This window comes from Gillisia sp. Hel_I_29 (genome assembly GCF_000744275.1).
Lineage (GTDB): Bacteria > Bacteroidota > Bacteroidia > Flavobacteriales > Flavobacteriaceae > Gillisia.
In genome coordinates, this window is sequence record NZ_JQLP01000003.1 from 1 (window position 1) to 17,926 (window position 17,926).

13 protein-coding genes and 2 rRNA genes are annotated in these 17,926 nt (G+C 35.4%); 5 read left to right on the forward strand and 10 right to left on the reverse strand.

Features of this window, described 5'->3' with window-relative positions; all coding sequences use genetic code 11:
* Both P163_RS03735 and rrf read left to right on the forward strand, forming a co-directional pair.
* A 23S ribosomal RNA gene (locus tag P163_RS03735) occupies positions 1–2,004 on the forward strand; the annotation flags it as partial.
* A 163-nt stretch (positions 2,005–2,167) separates the two neighbouring features.
* Positions 2,168–2,277 (forward strand): 5S ribosomal RNA (gene rrf / locus P163_RS03740).
* 312 nt (positions 2,278–2,589) lie between these two features.
* Here the strand turns inward: rrf and P163_RS03750 are convergent.
* From P163_RS03750 to P163_RS03795, 10 genes are all read right to left on the reverse strand, one after another.
* Positions 2,590–2,811, reverse strand: coding sequence for a DUF6095 family protein (locus P163_RS03750; protein ID WP_034887840.1), 222 nt, complete (start codon positions 2,809–2,811; stop codon positions 2,590–2,592).
* Positions 2,812–2,840: 29 nt separating this feature from the next.
* A complete protein-coding gene (locus tag P163_RS03755; protein ID WP_034887842.1) occupies positions 2,841–3,650 on the reverse strand; it encodes a DUF4249 domain-containing protein in 810 nt (269 codons plus the stop codon).
* Between the two features lie 3 nt (positions 3,651–3,653).
* Positions 3,654–6,020, reverse strand: a complete 2,367-nt coding sequence (locus tag P163_RS03760; RefSeq protein ID WP_156100651.1) for a TonB-dependent receptor — start codon at positions 6,018–6,020, stop codon at positions 3,654–3,656.
* Positions 6,021–6,182: 162 nt separating this feature from the next.
* Entirely contained in the window at positions 6,183–8,405 is a 2,223-nt protein-coding gene (locus P163_RS03765) for an NADP-dependent isocitrate dehydrogenase (RefSeq protein WP_034887846.1), read from the reverse strand.
* Between the two features lie 595 nt (positions 8,406–9,000).
* Positions 9,001–9,354 carry a 50S ribosomal protein L19 gene (gene rplS, locus P163_RS03770; protein ID WP_034887848.1) on the reverse strand — a complete coding sequence of 118 codons (354 nt, stop codon included), beginning with the start codon at positions 9,352–9,354 and terminating at the stop codon, positions 9,001–9,003.
* Between the two features lie 112 nt (positions 9,355–9,466).
* The gene (trmD, locus tag P163_RS03775; RefSeq protein WP_034887850.1) at positions 9,467–10,147 is read right to left on the reverse strand and encodes a tRNA (guanosine(37)-N1)-methyltransferase TrmD; all 681 of its coding nucleotides are present in this window, start codon (positions 10,145–10,147) and stop codon (positions 9,467–9,469) included.
* Between the two features lie 65 nt (positions 10,148–10,212).
* Positions 10,213–10,797 (reverse strand): DUF4199 domain-containing protein, encoded by a 585-nt coding sequence (locus tag P163_RS03780; protein WP_034888303.1) that lies wholly within the window; start codon positions 10,795–10,797, stop codon positions 10,213–10,215.
* Positions 10,798–10,907: 110 nt separating this feature from the next.
* Positions 10,908–12,011, reverse strand: a complete 1,104-nt coding sequence (locus P163_RS03785; RefSeq protein ID WP_034888305.1) for a DUF748 domain-containing protein — start codon at positions 12,009–12,011, stop codon at positions 10,908–10,910.
* A gap of 114 nt (positions 12,012–12,125) precedes the next feature.
* A complete protein-coding gene (locus P163_RS03790) occupies positions 12,126–13,574 on the reverse strand; it encodes a glyceraldehyde-3-phosphate dehydrogenase (protein WP_034887852.1) in 1,449 nt (482 codons plus the stop codon).
* A 127-nt stretch (positions 13,575–13,701) separates the two neighbouring features.
* Positions 13,702–15,096, reverse strand: a complete 1,395-nt coding sequence (locus P163_RS03795; RefSeq protein ID WP_034887854.1) for a trypsin-like peptidase domain-containing protein — start codon at positions 15,094–15,096, stop codon at positions 13,702–13,704.
* Positions 15,097–15,232: 136 nt separating this feature from the next.
* Between P163_RS03795 and dapF the strand changes: the two genes are divergently transcribed.
* Genes dapF through mltG form a run of 3 tightly spaced genes read left to right on the forward strand, consistent with a single transcriptional unit; the run spans position 15,233 to position 17,578 of the window.
* Positions 15,233–16,021, forward strand: coding sequence for a diaminopimelate epimerase (gene dapF, locus P163_RS03800; protein WP_034887856.1), 789 nt, complete (start codon positions 15,233–15,235; stop codon positions 16,019–16,021).
* On the forward strand, positions 16,015–16,545 hold the full coding sequence (locus P163_RS03805; RefSeq protein WP_034887858.1) for a GNAT family N-acetyltransferase: 531 nt from the start codon (positions 16,015–16,017) through the stop codon (positions 16,543–16,545). Before dapF ends, P163_RS03805 begins: the two co-directional genes overlap by 7 nt.
* Positions 16,535–17,578, forward strand: a complete 1,044-nt coding sequence (gene mltG, locus P163_RS03810) for an endolytic transglycosylase MltG (RefSeq protein WP_034887860.1) — start codon at positions 16,535–16,537, stop codon at positions 17,576–17,578. Before P163_RS03805 ends, mltG begins: the two co-directional genes overlap by 11 nt.
* The last annotated feature ends 348 nt before the right edge of the window (positions 17,579–17,926 follow it).

Below are 17,926 nucleotides of genomic sequence, written 5' to 3' on the forward strand. Positions count from 1 at the left end.
ATAGCTCGTACTCCCCGAAATGCATTTAGGTGCAGCGATAATTTAGTTTTATAGAGGTAGAGCTACTGATTGGATGCGGGGGCTTCACCGCCTACCAATTCCTGACAAACTCCGAATGCTATAAAATGATTTTTATCAGTGAGGGCATGGGTGCTAAGGTCCATGTCCGAGAGGGAAAGAACCCAGACCATCAGCTAAGGTCCCCAAATGTATATTAAGTTGAAAAAACGCGGTTGAACTGCCCAGACAGCTAGGATGTTGGCTTGGAAGCAGCCATTCATTTAAAGAGTGCGTAACAGCTCACTAGTCGAGCGGTTCGGCATGGATAATAATCGGGCATAAATATACTACCGAAGCTATGGATTTACAGATTACTGTAAGTGGTAGGGGAGCATTCTAATAGGGTTGAAGGTGTACTGCGAGGTATGCTGGACTAATTAGAAAAGAAAATGTAGGCATAAGTAACGATAATGCGGGCGAGAAACCCGCACACCGAAAGACTAAGGTTTCCTCAGCTATGCTAATCAGCTGAGGGTTAGTCGGGACCTAACGCGACCCCGAATGGGTTAGTGGATGGACAACAGATTAATATTTCTGTACCTGCCCCACGTTAAACGTGACGGAGGCGAAAAGTTAGTGCGTACTGACGGAATAGTACGTTGAAGCCAGTGGTAACACGGCGATAGTACACAAAAGCTTCGGCCGGCGTGATAATCTAGCAAATCGACTTCCAAGAAAAGCAAGTGGTGGCAGCCCGTACCGTAAACCGACACAGGTAGTTGGGATGAGAATTCTAAGGTGCTCGAGAGATTCATGGTTAAGGAACTAGGCAAAATCGACCCGTAACTTCGGGAGAAGGGTCGCCCATCTTCGGATGGGCCGCAGTGAAGAGGTCCAGGCGACTGTTTATCAAAAACACAGGGCTCTGCTAAATCGAAAGATGACGTATAGGGCCTGACACCTGCCCGGTGCTGGAAGGTTAAGAGGAGATGTTAGCTTCGGCGACGCATTGAATTGAAGCCCCAGTAAACGGCGGCCGTAACTATAACGGTCCTAAGGTAGCGAAATTCCTTGTCGGGTAAGTTCCGACCTGCACGAATGGTGCAACGATCTGGACACTGTCTCAACCATGAGCTCGGTGAAATTGTAGTATCGGTGAAGATGCCGATTACCCGCTGTGGGACGAAAAGACCCCGTGCACCTTTACTATAGCTTAGTATTGACTTTGGACAAGTGATGTGTAGGATAGGTGGGAGACGTTGAAGCTGCATCGCTAGGTGTGGTGGAGTCATTGTTGAAATACCACCCTTTACTTGTTTGAAGCCTAACTTCCAATGGAAGGACAATGCTTGGTGGGTAGTTTGACTGGGGTGGTCGCCTCCAAAAGAGTAACGGAGGCTTCTAAAGGTTCCCTCAGCACGCTTGGTAACCGTGCGTAGAGTGCAATGGCATAAGGGAGCTTGACTGAGAGACATACAGGTCGATCAGGTACGAAAGTAGAGCATAGTGATCCGGTGGTTCCGCATGGAAGGGCCATCGCTCAAAGGATAAAAGGTACGCCGGGGATAACAGGCTGATCTCCCCCAAGAGCTCACATCGACGGGGGGGTTTGGCACCTCGATGTCGGCTCGTCACATCCTGGGGCTGGAGAAGGTCCCAAGGGTTGGGCTGTTCGCCCATTAAAGTGGCACGCGAGCTGGGTTCAGAACGTCGTGAGACAGTTCGGTCTCTATCTACAGTGGGCGTTAGAAATTTGAGTGGATCTGACTCTAGTACGAGAGGACCGAGTTGGACGAACCTCTGGTGCACCAGTTGTCACGCCAGTGGCATTGCTGGGTAGCTACGTTCGGAAGGGATAAGCGCTGAAAGCATATAAGCGCGAAACCCACCACAAGATGAGATTTCTTTAAAGGACCGTGGGAGACTACCACGTTGATAGGCCATAGGTGTAAAGGCAGTAATGTCATAGCCGAGTGGTACTAATAATCCGTAAAGCTTAGTGCAGTTCTCCCCCTACATCCCCTAAAGGGGACTATAAAGGGGAGAGCGAAAAACCTATCTAATTGCATTGTTATTTATCTAATTTTCTTCTATTGTTTATTTCCTATATATGTTATGTTATTAGAAGTTAGTTATACACTTTTGAGTGTATCACTGCTTAAAGATTTAAGGTGGCTATTGCATCGGGGCTCACCTCTTCCCATTCCGAACAGAGAAGTTAAGCCCGTTAGCGCAGATGGTACTGCTGTATTGTGGGAGAGTATGTCGTCGCCTTGTTTTTGAAAACCCCTTCATCACCAGATGAAGGGGTTTTTTTATACCCTATCCTCAAATAGGAACAACCCAGCGTTACACATAATAAAACCCCTTCCGGATAACGATATCCCGGAAAGGGGTGTTGTTGTTTTATATACCCAATTCGCAACACTTCAGTTCCTATATAAAATACACCACCCCATCTGGAGATTACCTCTGGATGGGGTGGTGTATTTTATATTAGAATTTGATGCTTACTCGGCCAGGGATTGTAGCAAGCTACCACGTAGCGCGAAAAGCCCGGCGATAAACCATCAGGTTTAGCGGGACGCACTAATCGAATAGAGATCTCATAAGTGTTCTTATACCTTTAAACATAAAATACATAGCTCCAGCGCACGCCGCTATACCTAAAATTAGTACTGCTATATATAGTGGATGGTCTTGATTATTAAAGGCACTGTATAAAATACTAGGGCCTAGAAAAGTTAATGGTAAAGCTCCTGCTAAATATCTAATTCCTTTTCCTAATAACTCCTTATTGGTATGCTTCATCTTTTACAACATTTTAATAGATCAATTAATTATTTGATCTCATAACTCATTAAATTCGACTGGGATAATCTGAAATATCCAAAAGCAAAATTGTCCGGATTTGTTTTATTAATTATATTTCCTCTTACAGTAGTTGGTTGCGTTTGAAATGGACCTCCATTACTATCTCCCGCTTGAGATCTTAAGATAAATAAATAATTGTAGAATTGTTCTGAGATTCCTTGGATTTCATAAAAGACCTTATCTCCAGGGGCTAGATCTTCATCTGAAAAATATGCAAAGGTTCTATTTCCATTGGTAAACTCGTCATCATATATTTGAAGAGAAATGTCTTTAAAAATAAATCTAAATAAGTAAAAATTACTTTCCTCTATAGGATCTGAATAATATCCCTTTAATTCATATTCATCTGAATTGAAGCCACCGTTTTTAGATTGAACGATTTCTTCTAATTCTACTACTGGCTGTAATATTTCTGTTGCCGTATAGGTTTCATCTTTATATTGTATAGTTAATGAATATCTAGCATTTACTTGAGGGTTGAAATTTTCACTTTTATATATTCCAGGATCAACTTCATTGAATAAAAACTTTTCTCCAGAATCAGATAAAACCTGAACCCTAGCGTTTGTTGCAGGTGGGGTTATAGTATCAAAAAAAGGTGCGGTAGTACTTAATTTAATAAACTGGTTATTTCCGTCTGTATCGGTTCTCCAAATGATCGATGCCTCTATTACTAACCTAGGTTCAGATTCATTGAGATCTATATCTACAACATCTTCACAAGAAGTAAGTAATATTAAAAGAATAGAAGTGATTATGATATTTAACTTTCTCATATTTTAGAATTTGAAGTTGTAAGTAACTGATGGAACTATGCCAAATAAAGAGAGTCTTACGGCTTCATTATTTCCTGAATCTTCGTTATTTCTGAAATTTAACGATACTGCATTCTTTCTTCCATAAACGTTGTAAATTCCAAAGTTCCAAGAAGATTTATAATTTCTACCTTTATTTTTAATTGGTGTATAGGTTGCAGAAATATCTAACCTGTGAAGTGAAGGGAGTCTTGCGCTATTTCTATCAGCATAAACTGGTATAGTTAGATTTTCAAATTTATATTGAGCACTAGGATAGGTGGTAGGTAAACCTGTTTGATATACAAAGTTAGTATTCAGTTGCCATTTCGAATTCAGGTCATAGCTTCCAATGATAGATACATCATGTGTTTTATCATATGCAGTTTTATACCATTTACCATTATTAATTCCTGTTTCTAATGAGTTTCTACCCGGGGTTTTTTGTTCTGATCTTGAAATTGTATATGCCAACCATCCAGTAAATCTTCCGAGGTTTTTCTTAACTAGCAATTCTAATCCATAGGCTCTAGCTGTTCCCGGAAGTATTACCTGTTCTATAGCATTATTCGCAATTAGATCTGCCCCATCTATATAATCAATTCTGTTTTGAATCAATTTATAGAATCCTTCAACTTCTATAGAATATTTATTGTTAGATATATTTCTAAAGTAACCTGCTGCTACCTGATCGAGAATTTGGGGCTCTATATACTTGCCGCTTGGCGTCCAAATGTCTAAAGGGGTAGGTGAGCTCGTATTTGTTATAAGATGTAAATATTGATACATTCTGTTATAGCTAAGCTTTACAGATTCATTATCATTTAAACTGTAGGCTATAGCGGCACGAGGTTCCAATGCCCAAAAATATTCCTGAACTTTATTTTTAGAAAGTGTAGTGGAACCAATAGGATCTGCTTTCTCATAAATACTGAAGTTCTCATTGAAATTTACCGCCTGATCATTTTGATACCTATTCAATTCTGATTGTCCCAACCTAAAAAAGTTACTAAATCTGAAGCCATATTCTGCAGATACGTTTTCAGTCAATTTTTGTTCAGCAGAAAGATAAATAGCGCTTTCAAAAGCATATTTCTTGGTAAGATCAAAATCTATAATTCCTGAAGTAGTACCGCTAGGTTCAATTTCTCCTGGATTAAATTCATAATATGTATTTTGTATGCCATAATCTAAATTTAAATTATCGCTGATATTGTGGTTAAAGTCATATTTTAAATTCAGATTTTTTATACCACTATTCCAGTTAAAACCTACAAAGTCTAAGGTAAGACCGTAGTAATAGTCACTATAGATTACAGAGAGATTTGTAAATATATTATCTGTTAGTACATGATTCCACCTTAAATTGAAAACAGCATTTCCGTAAGTGTTTTTAAAGCTCTCGCTTATATTAAAAACATCTCTCCCAAAGTACCCAGAAAATAGTATGCTATTGTCATTATCCAGTCTAAAACTTAGTTTGGTATTAAGATCATAGAAATAGGCTGCATTATCATTATCTGTAAATTTTAAAAATAGATGAGCGTAAGAACCCCTTCCGGCAATTAAGAATGAACTTTTATCTTTAACTATTGGGCCTTCAGCTAATAGTCTGCTAGAAATTAAACCTATTCCACCATTTGCTTTAAATTCTTTGCTATTTCCATCTTTCTGAAAAATCTCTAGAACAGAGGAAACTCTTCCGCCGTATTTAGCAGGAATACCACCTTTATATAGTTTGAGGTTTTTAATGGCATCTGGATTGAAAACTGAAAATAATCCAAATAAGTGAGATGAATTATAAATTGTAGCTTCATCTAAAAGTATCAAATTTTGATCTACAGCTCCACCTCTCACATTAAATCCAGATGAACCCTCTCCAGTATTAGAAACACCAGGTAGAAGTAACAGTGATTTTATAACGTCTACCTCTCCAAACACTACTGGTAATTTCTGAATGGTGCTAATATCTAATTTATTAACGCTCATCTCAGGTTTTCGAATATTCAATTTTTCAATATCTTCTGTGATCACAACCTCCTCCAAGTATTCTGAAGTTTCATTTAAGGAAAAATTTAAGGAAGTATTCTTCGAGAGCTCTATGGTGGTAGTTTGTTCTTGAAAACCTAAGTAAGAAATTATCAACGTATGTTCTCCCTTTGGAAGTTTAATTGAATAAAAACCGTATTCATTAGTAACTACCCCTGAGTTGGAATTTGCCACAAGCACGTTAACTCCATATAAGGTTTCGTTGTTGGAAGCATCCTTAATTACACCATTAACGGTAAAAGTTTCCTGGGCATATGAAATTGTGAAGCCAAGAATTAGAAGAATTGAGAGTAAAGTTCGCAAGCTAATTTTTATTGTAAATATAAGACTTGTAGGAAGATGGACATAGTATAGATGATCATCTTAAGACTTTATTTTAAAAATAACTTTGTTTTAAAATTATTGGCGTAAAAAAAAGCCCCGATGAAATACATCAGGGCTATAAATTATATGAATAAGATTATTTTAATATCTTAAAATCTTATTCAAAGTTTCACTAGGTCTCATGGCATCGCTTGTAAGATCTTCATTTGGATAATAATATCCATTTATATCTACAGATTTACCTTGTGCTTCAATAAGGTCTTGAAGTATTTTATCTTCATTAGTAGACAGATCTTTCGCAATTTTTGTGAATTGCTCTTTAAGTTCCGAATCTTTATCTTGATTTGCTAGCGCTTGTGCCCAATAAAGAGCAAGGTAAAAATGACTTCCTCTATTATCTAGTTCATTAACTTTTCTAGAAGGAGATTTGTCATTTTTTAAGAACAATTCTGTAGCCTCATCTAAGGTTTCAGATAGAACTAAGGCTTTCGGATTATTGAAATTTGTACCTAAATGTTCTAGAGATACTGCTAATGCTAAAAATTCTCCTAATGAATCCCAACGCAGATGTCCTTCTTCCAAAAATTGTTGGATATGCTTAGGTGCAGATCCACCGGCACCGGTTTCAAAGAGTCCTCCGCCTTTCATTAATGGTACTATAGATAGCATTTTAGCACTGGTTCCAAGTTCCAAAATTGGAAATAAATCGGTTAGATAATCTCTCAATACATTTCCTGTTACAGAAATAGTATCTTTTCCTTCTTTAACTCTTTTTAAAGTAAATTCTGTAGCCTTTTCTGGCGACATTATTTTTATCTCTAAGCCCTCAGTATTCAGATCTTTTAAATAAGTGTTTACTTTTTTGATTATTTCTACATCATGACTTCTACTCTCATCTAACCAGAAAATAGCAGGCATTCCTGATGCTTTAGCTCTAGTAACTGCTAATTTTACCCAATCTTGAATAGGTGCATCTTTCACTTGACACATTCTCCATATATCTCCTTCTTCAACAGAATGTTCCATCAAAGTTTTTCCTGAAGCATCTACAACTCTTACTTTACCGGCAGTCTCAATTTCGAAAGTTTTATCATGTGAACCATATTCTTCTGCTTTTTGAGCCATTAAACCAACATTAGGAACTGTACCCATAGTTGTAGGATCAAAAGCTCCATTCTTTTTACAAAATTCTATAGTTGCTTGATAAATTCCTGCGTAACTGCTATCTGGAATTACAGCTTTTGTATCTTGTGTATTTCCTTGAGCATTCCACATTTTACCTGATGTTCTAATCATAGCAGGCATAGATGCATCGATTATAACATCACTAGGTACATTTAAATTGGTAATGCCTTTATCTGAATCGACCATGGCAAGGTCTGGTCCATGTTCAAAATCATGTTTAAGGTCTGCTTCTATCGCTGCCTTTTCATTTGCCGGAAGCGATTTTATAGATTCTAAGAGATCTCCTAGCCCGCTGTTAGGATTAACTCCAAGCTTTTCTAGTGTAGCTGCATGTTTACTAAAAACATCTTTAAAGAAAACTCGCACAGCATGACCAAATATAATAGGATCTGAAACCTTCATCATGGTAGCTTTCATGTGCAGGGAGAATAGAACACCTTTATCTTTAGCGTCTTGTATTTGAGATTCTAAAAATTTGATCAACGCTTTTTTACTCATTACAGTTGCATCGATGATCTCTCCATCTAAAACTTTTAGATTGTCTTTTAGAACATGCTTATTACCTTTTGTATCTTCTAATTCAATTTTTAAGGTATTAGCTTCTGAAAGTGTAAGTGATTTTTCATTAGAATAAAAATCGCCTTCTTTCATGGTAGCAACGTGAGTTTTAGAATCGGCATCCCATTTCCCCATAGAGTGAGGGTTTTGTTTTGCATAATTCTTTACCGCTTTTGGTGCACGTCTATCTGAATTTCCTTCTCTAAGAACAGGATTTACAGCACTACCTTTAACCTTATCGTATTTTTGCTTGATGGTTTTCTCCTCATCAGATTTAGGCTCTCCAGGATAATCTGGCAATTTGTAACCTTTAGCTTGAAGTTCTTTGATGGCAGCTTCCAATTGCGGTTCTGAAGCACTTATGTTAGGAAGTTTAATAATATTAGCTTCTGGATGAGAAACCAATTCTCCAAGCATTTTTAAAGCATCAGGTACTCTTTGTTCTTCGGGAAGCATGTCAGAAAAATTAGCTAAAATTCTTGCAGCTAAAGAAATATCTGTTGGTTCTATGTCTATGTTGGAGGTATCTGTAAAACTTCTAACTATTGGTAAGAACGAGAATGTTGCCAACATAGGGGCTTCATCTGTTTTGGTATAAAATATTTTTGATCGGTTTGTCATTATATATAATTATTTTAAACACAGGAGTTCTGAATAGAAAAATTCTAAAGACGCTGTGAAGATTAATGATTCGGTATTTTCTAAGTATAAGGCTTAAACCCACTTAGCCTCGCGAAGATAGCATTTTTGCCAATTTTATCATAGTAGAAAGTATACGAAGTCTAAGATTGTAACAAAACTTTATAAATAAAAAAGCTATTTCAGCATACCTTGTATACTGAAATAGCTTCTGATGAAATAACGCTTTACCGATCGATTTAAAAAATCATTGTAAGTTGATTAAAGAACTTACACGTGCGTTACTTCTCATGATACAAGTTGATCACCCACGTGAACAAATTATATCAAAAACGTTTTTATCTTATATCACAAAAATAATAAAGGATAAAAACCTATGTAAAGATTTTACTCTACCGTATTTAACCATGGAAAATCCTTGTGTCATTCCAATCATAAATTAAATACACTTAAAGTTAAGAAATTTAATTTAAAACTAAAAAATTTTAACACGCTAATTTTCAGGTGTTTGTATTTAGATTTAAAGCATAAAAAAGCCCCATACAATGGGGCTTTAATAAAATCATTTGAAGCGTAATTACTTTCTTCTTTGCTCTTTAATACGAGCTTTCTTACCAGTAAGTCCTCTGAAATAATAGATACGTGCTCTTCTAACAGCTCCACGTTTATTGATTTCAACTTTTTGAAGTGCAGGTAAATTCATTGGGAAAATACGCTCTACTCCAACAGTTCCACTCATTTTTCTGATGGTAAAAGTTTTAGAAACTCCTGTTCCTTTAACTTGAATTACTACACCTCTAAAAAACTGAGTACGGGTTTTAGCACCCTCCTTAATTTCATAATACACAGTGATAGTATCACCTGCAGAGAATTCAGGAAAATCTTTTTTTGTAACGAATTCGTCTTGAACGAATTTAATTAACGATTCCATAATAGATAGTTTAATATAATACTAAAGCAACATGCACGGTTTTCGCCAGAGGTTGGTTCAGAAACGAGTGCAAAATTAGAAAATTAAATAATATAAACAACCAATAATTTAATTAATCTTCATCTAATAAATCTGGTCTTAAATTCTTGGTTCTCAGGTAGGATTGCTCTTCTCTCCAGGTCTCAATTTTTGGAAAATTTCCAGAAGTTAATACCTCAGGAACTTTCCAGCCTTTGTAGTCTGCAGGCCTAGTATAAACAGGAGGTGCAAGTAAGTCGTCTTGAAATGAATCTGTAAGCGCAGAAGTTTCATCACCTAAAACTCCTGGAATTAATCTAATTATGGCATCGCATAATACTGCAGCCCCTAACTCACCGCCGGAGAGCACATAGTCTCCAATAGATATTTCTTTAGTAATAAACTGCTCACGAACTCTGTGATCTACACCTTTGTAATGACCACAAAGAATAATTATGTTCTCCTTAATAGATAACGTATTTACTATTTTTTGATTAAGTGTAGTGCCATCTGGTGTCATATAAATCACTTCATCATAACTACGCTCAGATTTTAATTTAGTAATGCATTTGTCTATAGGCTCAATCATCATCACCATCCCTGCTCCGCCACCAAATTGGTAATCGTCTATCTGCTTGTAGTTGTCTGTAACGTAATCTCTAAGGTTGTGTAGATGTATTTCAACCAGTCCTTTTTCTATAGCTCTCTTTAATATAGAGACTTCAAAAGGACTGGTTAAAATGTCCGGAACCACTGTAATAATATCTATTCGCATGTTATTTTAGTTTACCGGTGCAAAGATGAGAAATATCTTTACAATATATAATTAGAAAAAGTAGCTTATCTATCGCTAGATTTATTTCTTTCGTCTTGTAGTAATCTTCCAAGTCTTTGTTCCTTTTCTAATGCTTTAGCACGATAAAGCTCAAATTCTTTTTCTGTGGTAGATAACTTGTTTCTTGCTTCAGACGTATCAGAATGTCCTTTTTTATATCTAAATATAAAGAATAGCAAGGCTATAATAAGTGCAGCTACTATTCCCCACATTAATGCCATATAACTTCCTTTGCTAAAAGGCATCCCTAAAAATGTAATAGCATCTTTCTGTGCAGTAACATCTTCTAATTGTTTTTGAGTTTCTTCTAGATCTGCTTTTAGTTTTGCACTTTCTTCTTGTTGCTGATTTAAAGAATTTTTCTGTGTAGTAATTTCGTTTTTTAGAATTCCAATGAAATTGAGAGTGTTCTTTTTAAGCGTAATTAGATCTGTATAATCTACAACCTTATAACCTTGATAATCGTTAGAATCTTCAATTAATTTGGTGAAGGCATCGTTAATTGGTGTCTCTTCAGCCTGATAGTCCTGCGCTTTAAGGTTCATTACACTTGTAAGGAACAGTAAAGTAAAAAATAATGCTTTATTCATTTGGGTGTTTTTGGTTAAATTATTTAGACAACGCAAAGGAAAAAAACTTATTGCCATTAAACTTAAAATAGCACAAAAAGGTTTATTTTTTTATCAGCAGTAGCTTTTAACTATTTTCCATCTTTAGATCTTTTTGCATCTTCAAAATTAATATTTTCATCCACATCTCCTTTAAATGCTTTTATCCAACCGTTTTTAAAAATATTAAAAACTGTTGGTAGTATTCCAGATTTCACTTCATTTAAATCTCCTTCCAAAGGTACTTTAGTTGCTAGAGTATCTGTTCCGTGGTTTTTTAGAAGGAACTTGAATGTTCCCACAAAACCTTCCCATAACTTTTTAAATATTCCTCCATCATCATCTTTACTAATGAGCTTGGCATTGATGAACATAGGTTTTATGCTTCCTTTTAAATATCCATCTGCAATAGCTACTTCACTATAAAGTTCAAAAGTTCCGCTTTCAAAATCTACACCTGCATATTTCAAAGTAATATCATTTACGGCGGTGACATTTGCCTTTTTTAAAGCAAAGTCTATATCCATATCTGGAATCTCCTTTAATAGATTCAACTCTCCTTCTAATGTTACGCTTCCATCTCCAATAGAAGTTGCTGTTGCATGTAGGGTAGAAGGTAAGGTTTTATCTTTATTAACCACATTACTTAAATTAGTGGCATCTAATTCTATATTCTGAAGAAACATTTCTATATCCGGACTGGAAGATAACTGCGCGAAATTGGCAGTTCCATTGTGAATAGCAAGGTGATTAATGTCTATAGGAACTAGATCTGTAAGTGCTTTGGTCCAATCTTCTGTATCTGCCTTGCCTTCTGGCCCCTCTTTTTTCTGATCTTCAAAAATATAATTGAATTTGGGATCGTACATTTCTATCTCACTTACAATCTTACCTTTTAAGAGAGATTTCCACTCTATGGATATATCGGTTTCTCTAAAATCTAGAACAGGGGTATCTGTTTCTGCTTCGGTTTTCTTTAGAATTAATTTTTTTACCACATAGGCTCCGCGCCATAATGCTATGTCAATATCTTCTACATGTCCCTCATATCCAGGGATGTCATTTAAGGTTTTATTTACATAATCTTGGAGGAGATAAGGTAGCGCGATTCTTATAGATATTAAGATAACAATGATGAGAATAGGTACATTGTATCTTTTCTTATAAATTCTTTTACGCTTATTAGTCTCACTCATCTTTAAGAAATTTTCACAAATTTCAGATTTACCTTGCATAACATCAGTTAATAAACTGCTAAAAATAAAACCCCCACCATAGTGGTGGGGGTTTCTTTATTAAAATTACTTTTTCTAGTAATAAGTAAAGCGTCTAACTTTTGCAATATACTTAGCTAGTCTAATTACCTGATGACTGTAACCGTATTCATTGTCATACCATATATAAAGAACGATATTCTTTCCATCTTCTGTTACAATGGTTGCTTTACTGTCAAAAATAGAAGGAGCAGAAGAACCAACAATATCTGAAGAAACCAACTCATTGTCTAGAGAGTACTTTATTTGTTCTACCAATTCGCCTTCTAAAGCATATTTTTTAATAATATCATTAATACCTTCTAAAGAAGTTTCACTTTGTACTTCTAAGTTAAGAATTGCTAAAGATCCATTTGGGACCGGAACTCTAATTGCATTAGAAGTTAATTTTCCTTCAAACACAGGTAACGCTTTTGCTACTGCCTTACCAGCTCCAGTTTCGGTAATTACCATATTCAATCCTGCTGCACGACCTCTTCTGTATTTACTATGCATATTATCTACCAAGTTCTGATCGTTGGTGTAAGCATGTATAGTCTCTAGGTGACCATGAACTACCCCCAAAGTTTCTTCTACTGCTTTTAATATTGGAGCAATAGAATTTGTAGTACAAGAGGCTGCAGAGAAAATGTCTTCTACATCCGGATCATAATTTTTATGATTTACTCCATGTACAATATTTGGAATACCTTTCCCCGGAGCAGTTAACAATACTTTAGAAACACCATTACAAGATAAATGTCTTGATAAGGCTTCTTTGTCTCTAAAAGCTCCAGTATTATCTATAACTAGGGCATCTTCAATACCATAATTTGTATAATCTATTTCTTCCGGATTTTTTGCTGAGATAATATGAACGGTAGTTCCATTAATTACAAGTGCAGAATTGTCTACATCTATAGTAACTGTTCCAGAGAAATCTCCATGTATAGAGTCATTCTTAAGAAGGGATGCTCTTTTTTCTAGGATATTGGCATCAACATGATCTCTGGTAACGATAGCTCTTAATCTTAACTGACTTCCTTTTCCGGTTTTAGTCATAAGCTCTCGCGCAACCAATCTACCAATTCTTCCAAATCCATAAAGAACTACGTCTTTAGGAGTAACTTCTTCATATTCTTTTGCCTTCTTCAATTTATTTGAGATAAAGGCTTTTGCATTGTTATAATCTACATCTTCTATATGATACTCATAGGTTAGCTTACCAATATCTAATTTAGCAGGAGGAAGGTCCAGATCTTTAATGGCCTGTGCGATCTCCACAGAATCGAAGATTGAAATAGGTTTTTGAACAAATTCACCTGCATATTCGTGCAGATTTAAAATGTCACTTACATTTAAATTGATTAATTGGTTTCTGAAAAGAACCAACTCGATAGATTTATCGTACCATAAATCGCTAATAATTTTAATGAATTCTACCGAGGCGCGTCTGCGATCGGCCTGAAAAGCAAGTTCCTTTTCGTAAACTTCGTTAAATCCCATTTTTAATAGATTAAGTTGTGTGTTTAAAAACGCTGCAAAAGTATATATTTCAAACGTTTTCGTAAAATATTTATTCAAAAAAAATACCCGCCATTAAAATGGTGGGTAAGGCTTATTTTTATTGAGCTTATCTCCAAATGTAAGTTTGCTCTCTACCTTCGCTATTTACGAAAGTTACACTAATTGGCTCTGAAGGATCTCTAGAAGTTATGATCTTTCTAACATCACTTATGTTATTGACTTTACTGTTGTCAATTTTAGTGATCAAAATTCCTATTAATGCTTGAGACTGAGCATCTCCTTTTAAGGCTCTACTTATCTTTACTCCATTAGAGCTGCTATAATTTTCTAGATCTGATTTTGAAGCATTGGTAACTTCAAGTCCAATTGACTCAATAGCAAATGTTTCATATTTGGTGAGTTTTACTTTTAGCAACTGCTCCTCTCCATCTCTTAAGATCTTAACATTTACAATGTCATTTGGTCTTTTTGAACCAATATAACCAGTAAGGTCAGACATTTTTCTTACTTCAATATTATCAATTTGTCTAATAACATCTCCCTCTTTAATCCCAGAAGTGAAAGCACCACTTCCCTGATCTATATCTCGTACCAAAACACCTTGGGAAGTTCCAAGATTAAATTGGTTGGAAAGATTTTCATTTACATCACTACCTCGAATACCTAAGATGCCTTGTTGCACATTACCATACTCTATAAGGTCTTCTACAACTTTTCTGGCATTATTAGAAGGCACTGCGAAACCATATCCAATATAACTTCCTGTTTGGCTCGTAATAGCAGTATTTATACCTATAAGTTCCCCGTTGATATTTACCAAAGCTCCTCCGCTATTTCCAGGATTAATGGCAGCATCGGTTTGAATGTAAGATTGAGGCGTTCCATCATTACTATTAAAATCTCTAGCTTTAGCACTCACAATTCCCGCAGTTACGGTAGAAGTTAGATTAAAAGGATTTCCTACAGCAAGTACCCATTCTCCTAATTTGATATTATTGGAGTCTCCAAATGGGATATAATCCAGTTCCTGTGCATCAATCTTAATAAGTGCAATATCTGCTTTAACGTCTTTTCCGATAAGTTTTGCCTTATACGTTTTGTTGTTGTTTAAGGTTACTTCCAATTCACTTGCACCATCAATAACATGATTATTGGTAACTATGTACCCATCTGGAGTAATGATAACTCCAGATCCGGTGCCCCTTAGCGCCTTTTCACTTTCTCCTTTTCTAGCATAATATTCCCATGAATTTCTAGGCTGTTTAAATATTGCTACATTTTTAACGTGTACCACGGCATGAACAGTCTTTTCTGCAGCTTCCGTGAAATCTGCATTAGTACCATAATTTGGAGTGTTATTGGAGATTGGGAATAGTTGTGACTCTTGTTTATTATGATTATTCAAAAAAGAGGTATCCTCATTATTCAAATATTGATAAGAACCCAAAGTTAATACTCCACCCAAAATGGAGGCTCCAACGAATGTTGCGAATTTTTTCATGCTATTTCTATTTTTATATTCAAAAAATCTCAAATTTTAATCAATGTTATTCTTTGATTTATTATTTGGCGATGGCCTGTTCTCAACGAAAAATCAGTCTGAATGTTGTATATTTGGCCTTCAAAATAAAAGGTTCATGAAACTCGATTTTTACAAATATCATGGCGCTGGAAATGATTTTATCATGATCGATAATCGCCAGTTACTGTTCCCCAAAAATGATACCAATTTAGTGCTTAAACTTTGCCATAGAAGGTTTGGAATAGGGGCAGATGGATTGATACTATTGGAAAATTCTGAGGTAGAAGGAGAGGATTTTGTTATGGTTTACTATAATTCTGATGGAAACCCAAGTAGTATGTGCGGTAATGGTGGCAGATGTATCGTAGCTTTTGCAAATTTCTTAGGAGTTATAGGAGAGCGCACCAATTTTATTGCTGTAGATGGAAAACATAAGGCCTGGGTAAAAGGTGAGACCATAAGTTTACAAATGCAAGATGTAATTGCAGATGGCTTAAATGAAGGTCATTTATTTCTAGATACCGGTTCTCCTCATCATATAGAATTTTCTACAGAGGTAGGAGACTTAGATGTAAAAAAGCTGGGTTCAAAAATTCGATACTCAGATATCTATAGTAATTTTGGAGGAACTAATGTGAATTTTGTTCAGCAAAGTGATGATCATTCTTTTCTGGTTAGAACTTATGAAAGAGGAGTTGAAGATGAAACTTACTCCTGTGGAACGGGAGTAACTGCGGTGGCAATTACTGCGCACGCCACGGGTAAAACAAATTTTAATAAGGTTAATCTTGCTACTCCGGGCGGTAATCTAGAGGTTAGTTTTGATAATAATGGAGCTCAGTATTCTAACATCTGGTTAACGGGACCTGCGTTACAGGTTTTTAAAGGAAGTTTAGAATGTTAACATTAACCGGAGAAAATGTTAGATTACGAGCACTAGAGCCAGAAGACCTAGATTTTATTCTTGAAGTAGAGAATACCGAAAAATTTTGGGAGATAAGTGATACAAAAGTGCCATATTCCAGATTTCTAATTAAAAAATACCTTCAAAATTCCCACAGGGATATTTTTGATGTTAGGCAATTAAGGTTGATGATCTGTGATCTGGGAGGGGATCCTTTAGGCTTAGTAGATATTTTTGATCTGGATCCTAAGAATAGAAGAGCTTCTCTAGGGATATTGATCATTAAGGAAGAAGATAGAAGAAAAAAATATGGGGCAGAGGTAATTTCTCTAATAAGCCAATATTGTTTTGTTCATCTAAATTTGCATCAGGTTTATGCCAACGTTACCGTGGATAATTTGCCTAGTATTCAACTTTTTGAAAAATGTGGTTTCAAAAAAGTGGGAATCAAAAAAGACTGGAACTTAATAAACGGAAAATTTAAAGACGAGATTTTATACCAATTCATCAATAATGTACATTAAAAAAATACTTTTAATTATCGCCCTTTTGGGCTTAGTTGTGCTGGGATTTTTCAGCTATACCATCTACAATAATATTTTTGCTCCAAATACGAAGTTTGATAGTGATTCTACAGTGGTCTATATTCCAACCGGCGCAAATTATACTGTAGTAAAAGACAGCCTTTCTCCTTTAATAAAAGATATGGAAGCATTTGATGCTGTTGCACAGAAAAAAAATTACGTGGGTAATATAAAAGCTGGGAAGTATTTGTTGAAGAAGAACATGAATAATAATGATCTTATTAATGTCCTTAGAAGCCAGAATCAACCTGTAAAAGTTGTTTTTAATAATCAGGAAAGGTTAGAAGATCTTGCAGGTAGAATATCCAGACAAATAGAAGCTGATAGTTTAAGCTTGTTGAGTGCAATGAAAGAAGAGGAATTTCTTAGCGGGAATGACTTTACATTGAGAAATGGCTTGGCAATGTATATTCCAAATCAATATGAATTTTTCTGGAATACTTCTGCGGAAGAATTTAGAAGCAGAATGCAAAAGGAGTATAATAAATTCTGGACGCAAGAGAAATTAGATAAAGCTAAAGAAATAGGCTTATCACCACTGGATGTTTCTGTTATAGCCTCGATAGTTCAAATGGAAACAGCAAAGGTTGATGAAAGACCAAAAGTTGCCGGAGTTTATATGAATAGGATCAATAAAGGGATGAAATTAGAAGCAGATCCAACAGTTATTTATGCTATTAAAGATAAGACACAGAATTTTAATACAGTTATTAAACGTGTACTTTATAAAGATCTAACCTTAGATTCTCCTTATAATACTTATCTATATAAAGACCTACCTCCAGGGCCTATATTTATGCCAGACATTTCATCTATAAATGCGGTGCTTAATTATGAAAAGCACGATTTTATTTTCTTTGTAGCTAACGTAGAAAATTTTGGATATCATAAATTTGCAAAGACTTTGCGTGAGCATAATATCAATAAGCAGGCTTATGTTAATTGGGTGAATAAACAAGGAATTAAACGATAATTTCTAAAATCTCTTACAGCAAAAAGCACCTAAAATGGGTGCTTTTTTTTGTTTGGTATATTTTCGGATTTCTCGGGATCTACTGTTGTTTAATTAAAAATGTAGTGAGGATACTCATTTTGGCAAAAATTTGAGTTCTTATTCCGATTAATTTTTTAGTCTCAAAATAGGAAGAAATGGCAAAAAATTTATCACTTTTAGCAAGCTAAATGGTCTCATTTGCCTTGCTACTACACGCGTTGTACCTTAAAACTTGATATAGGAAATTTAATAAAATCGTAACTCGCTGAATATCAGCAAATACAATATTATAAAATATTTAACATGCTGTATATCAAATTATTAAAA

What these genes read in the sequence shown, in the direction of transcription:
- P163_RS03750 (WP_034887840.1), bottom strand. Translation starts at nt 2,811, where the DNA reads ATGAAGCATACCAATAAGGAGTTATTAGGAAAAGGAATTAGATATTTA.
- P163_RS03755 (WP_034887842.1), bottom strand. Translation starts at nt 3,650, where the DNA reads ATGAGAAAGTTAAATATCATAATCACTTCTATTCTTTTAATATTACTT.
- P163_RS03765 (WP_034887846.1), bottom strand. Translation starts at nt 8,405, where the DNA reads ATGACAAACCGATCAAAAATATTTTATACCAAAACAGATGAAGCCCCT.
- rplS (WP_034887848.1), bottom strand. Translation starts at nt 9,354, where the DNA reads ATGGAATCGTTAATTAAATTCGTTCAAGACGAATTCGTTACAAAAAAA.
- trmD (WP_034887850.1), bottom strand. Translation starts at nt 10,147, where the DNA reads ATGCGAATAGATATTATTACAGTGGTTCCGGACATTTTAACCAGTCCT.
- P163_RS03780 (WP_034888303.1), bottom strand. Translation starts at nt 10,797, where the DNA reads ATGAATAAAGCATTATTTTTTACTTTACTGTTCCTTACAAGTGTAATG.
- P163_RS03785 (WP_034888305.1), bottom strand. Translation starts at nt 12,011, where the DNA reads ATGAGTGAGACTAATAAGCGTAAAAGAATTTATAAGAAAAGATACAAT.
- P163_RS03790 (WP_034887852.1), bottom strand. Translation starts at nt 13,574, where the DNA reads ATGGGATTTAACGAAGTTTACGAAAAGGAACTTGCTTTTCAGGCCGAT.
- P163_RS03795 (WP_034887854.1), bottom strand. Translation starts at nt 15,096, where the DNA reads ATGAAAAAATTCGCAACATTCGTTGGAGCCTCCATTTTGGGTGGAGTA.
- dapF (WP_034887856.1), top strand. Translation starts at nt 15,233, where the DNA reads ATGAAACTCGATTTTTACAAATATCATGGCGCTGGAAATGATTTTATC.
- P163_RS03805 (WP_034887858.1), top strand. Translation starts at nt 16,015, where the DNA reads ATGTTAACATTAACCGGAGAAAATGTTAGATTACGAGCACTAGAGCCA.
- mltG (WP_034887860.1), top strand. Translation starts at nt 16,535, where the DNA reads ATGTACATTAAAAAAATACTTTTAATTATCGCCCTTTTGGGCTTAGTT.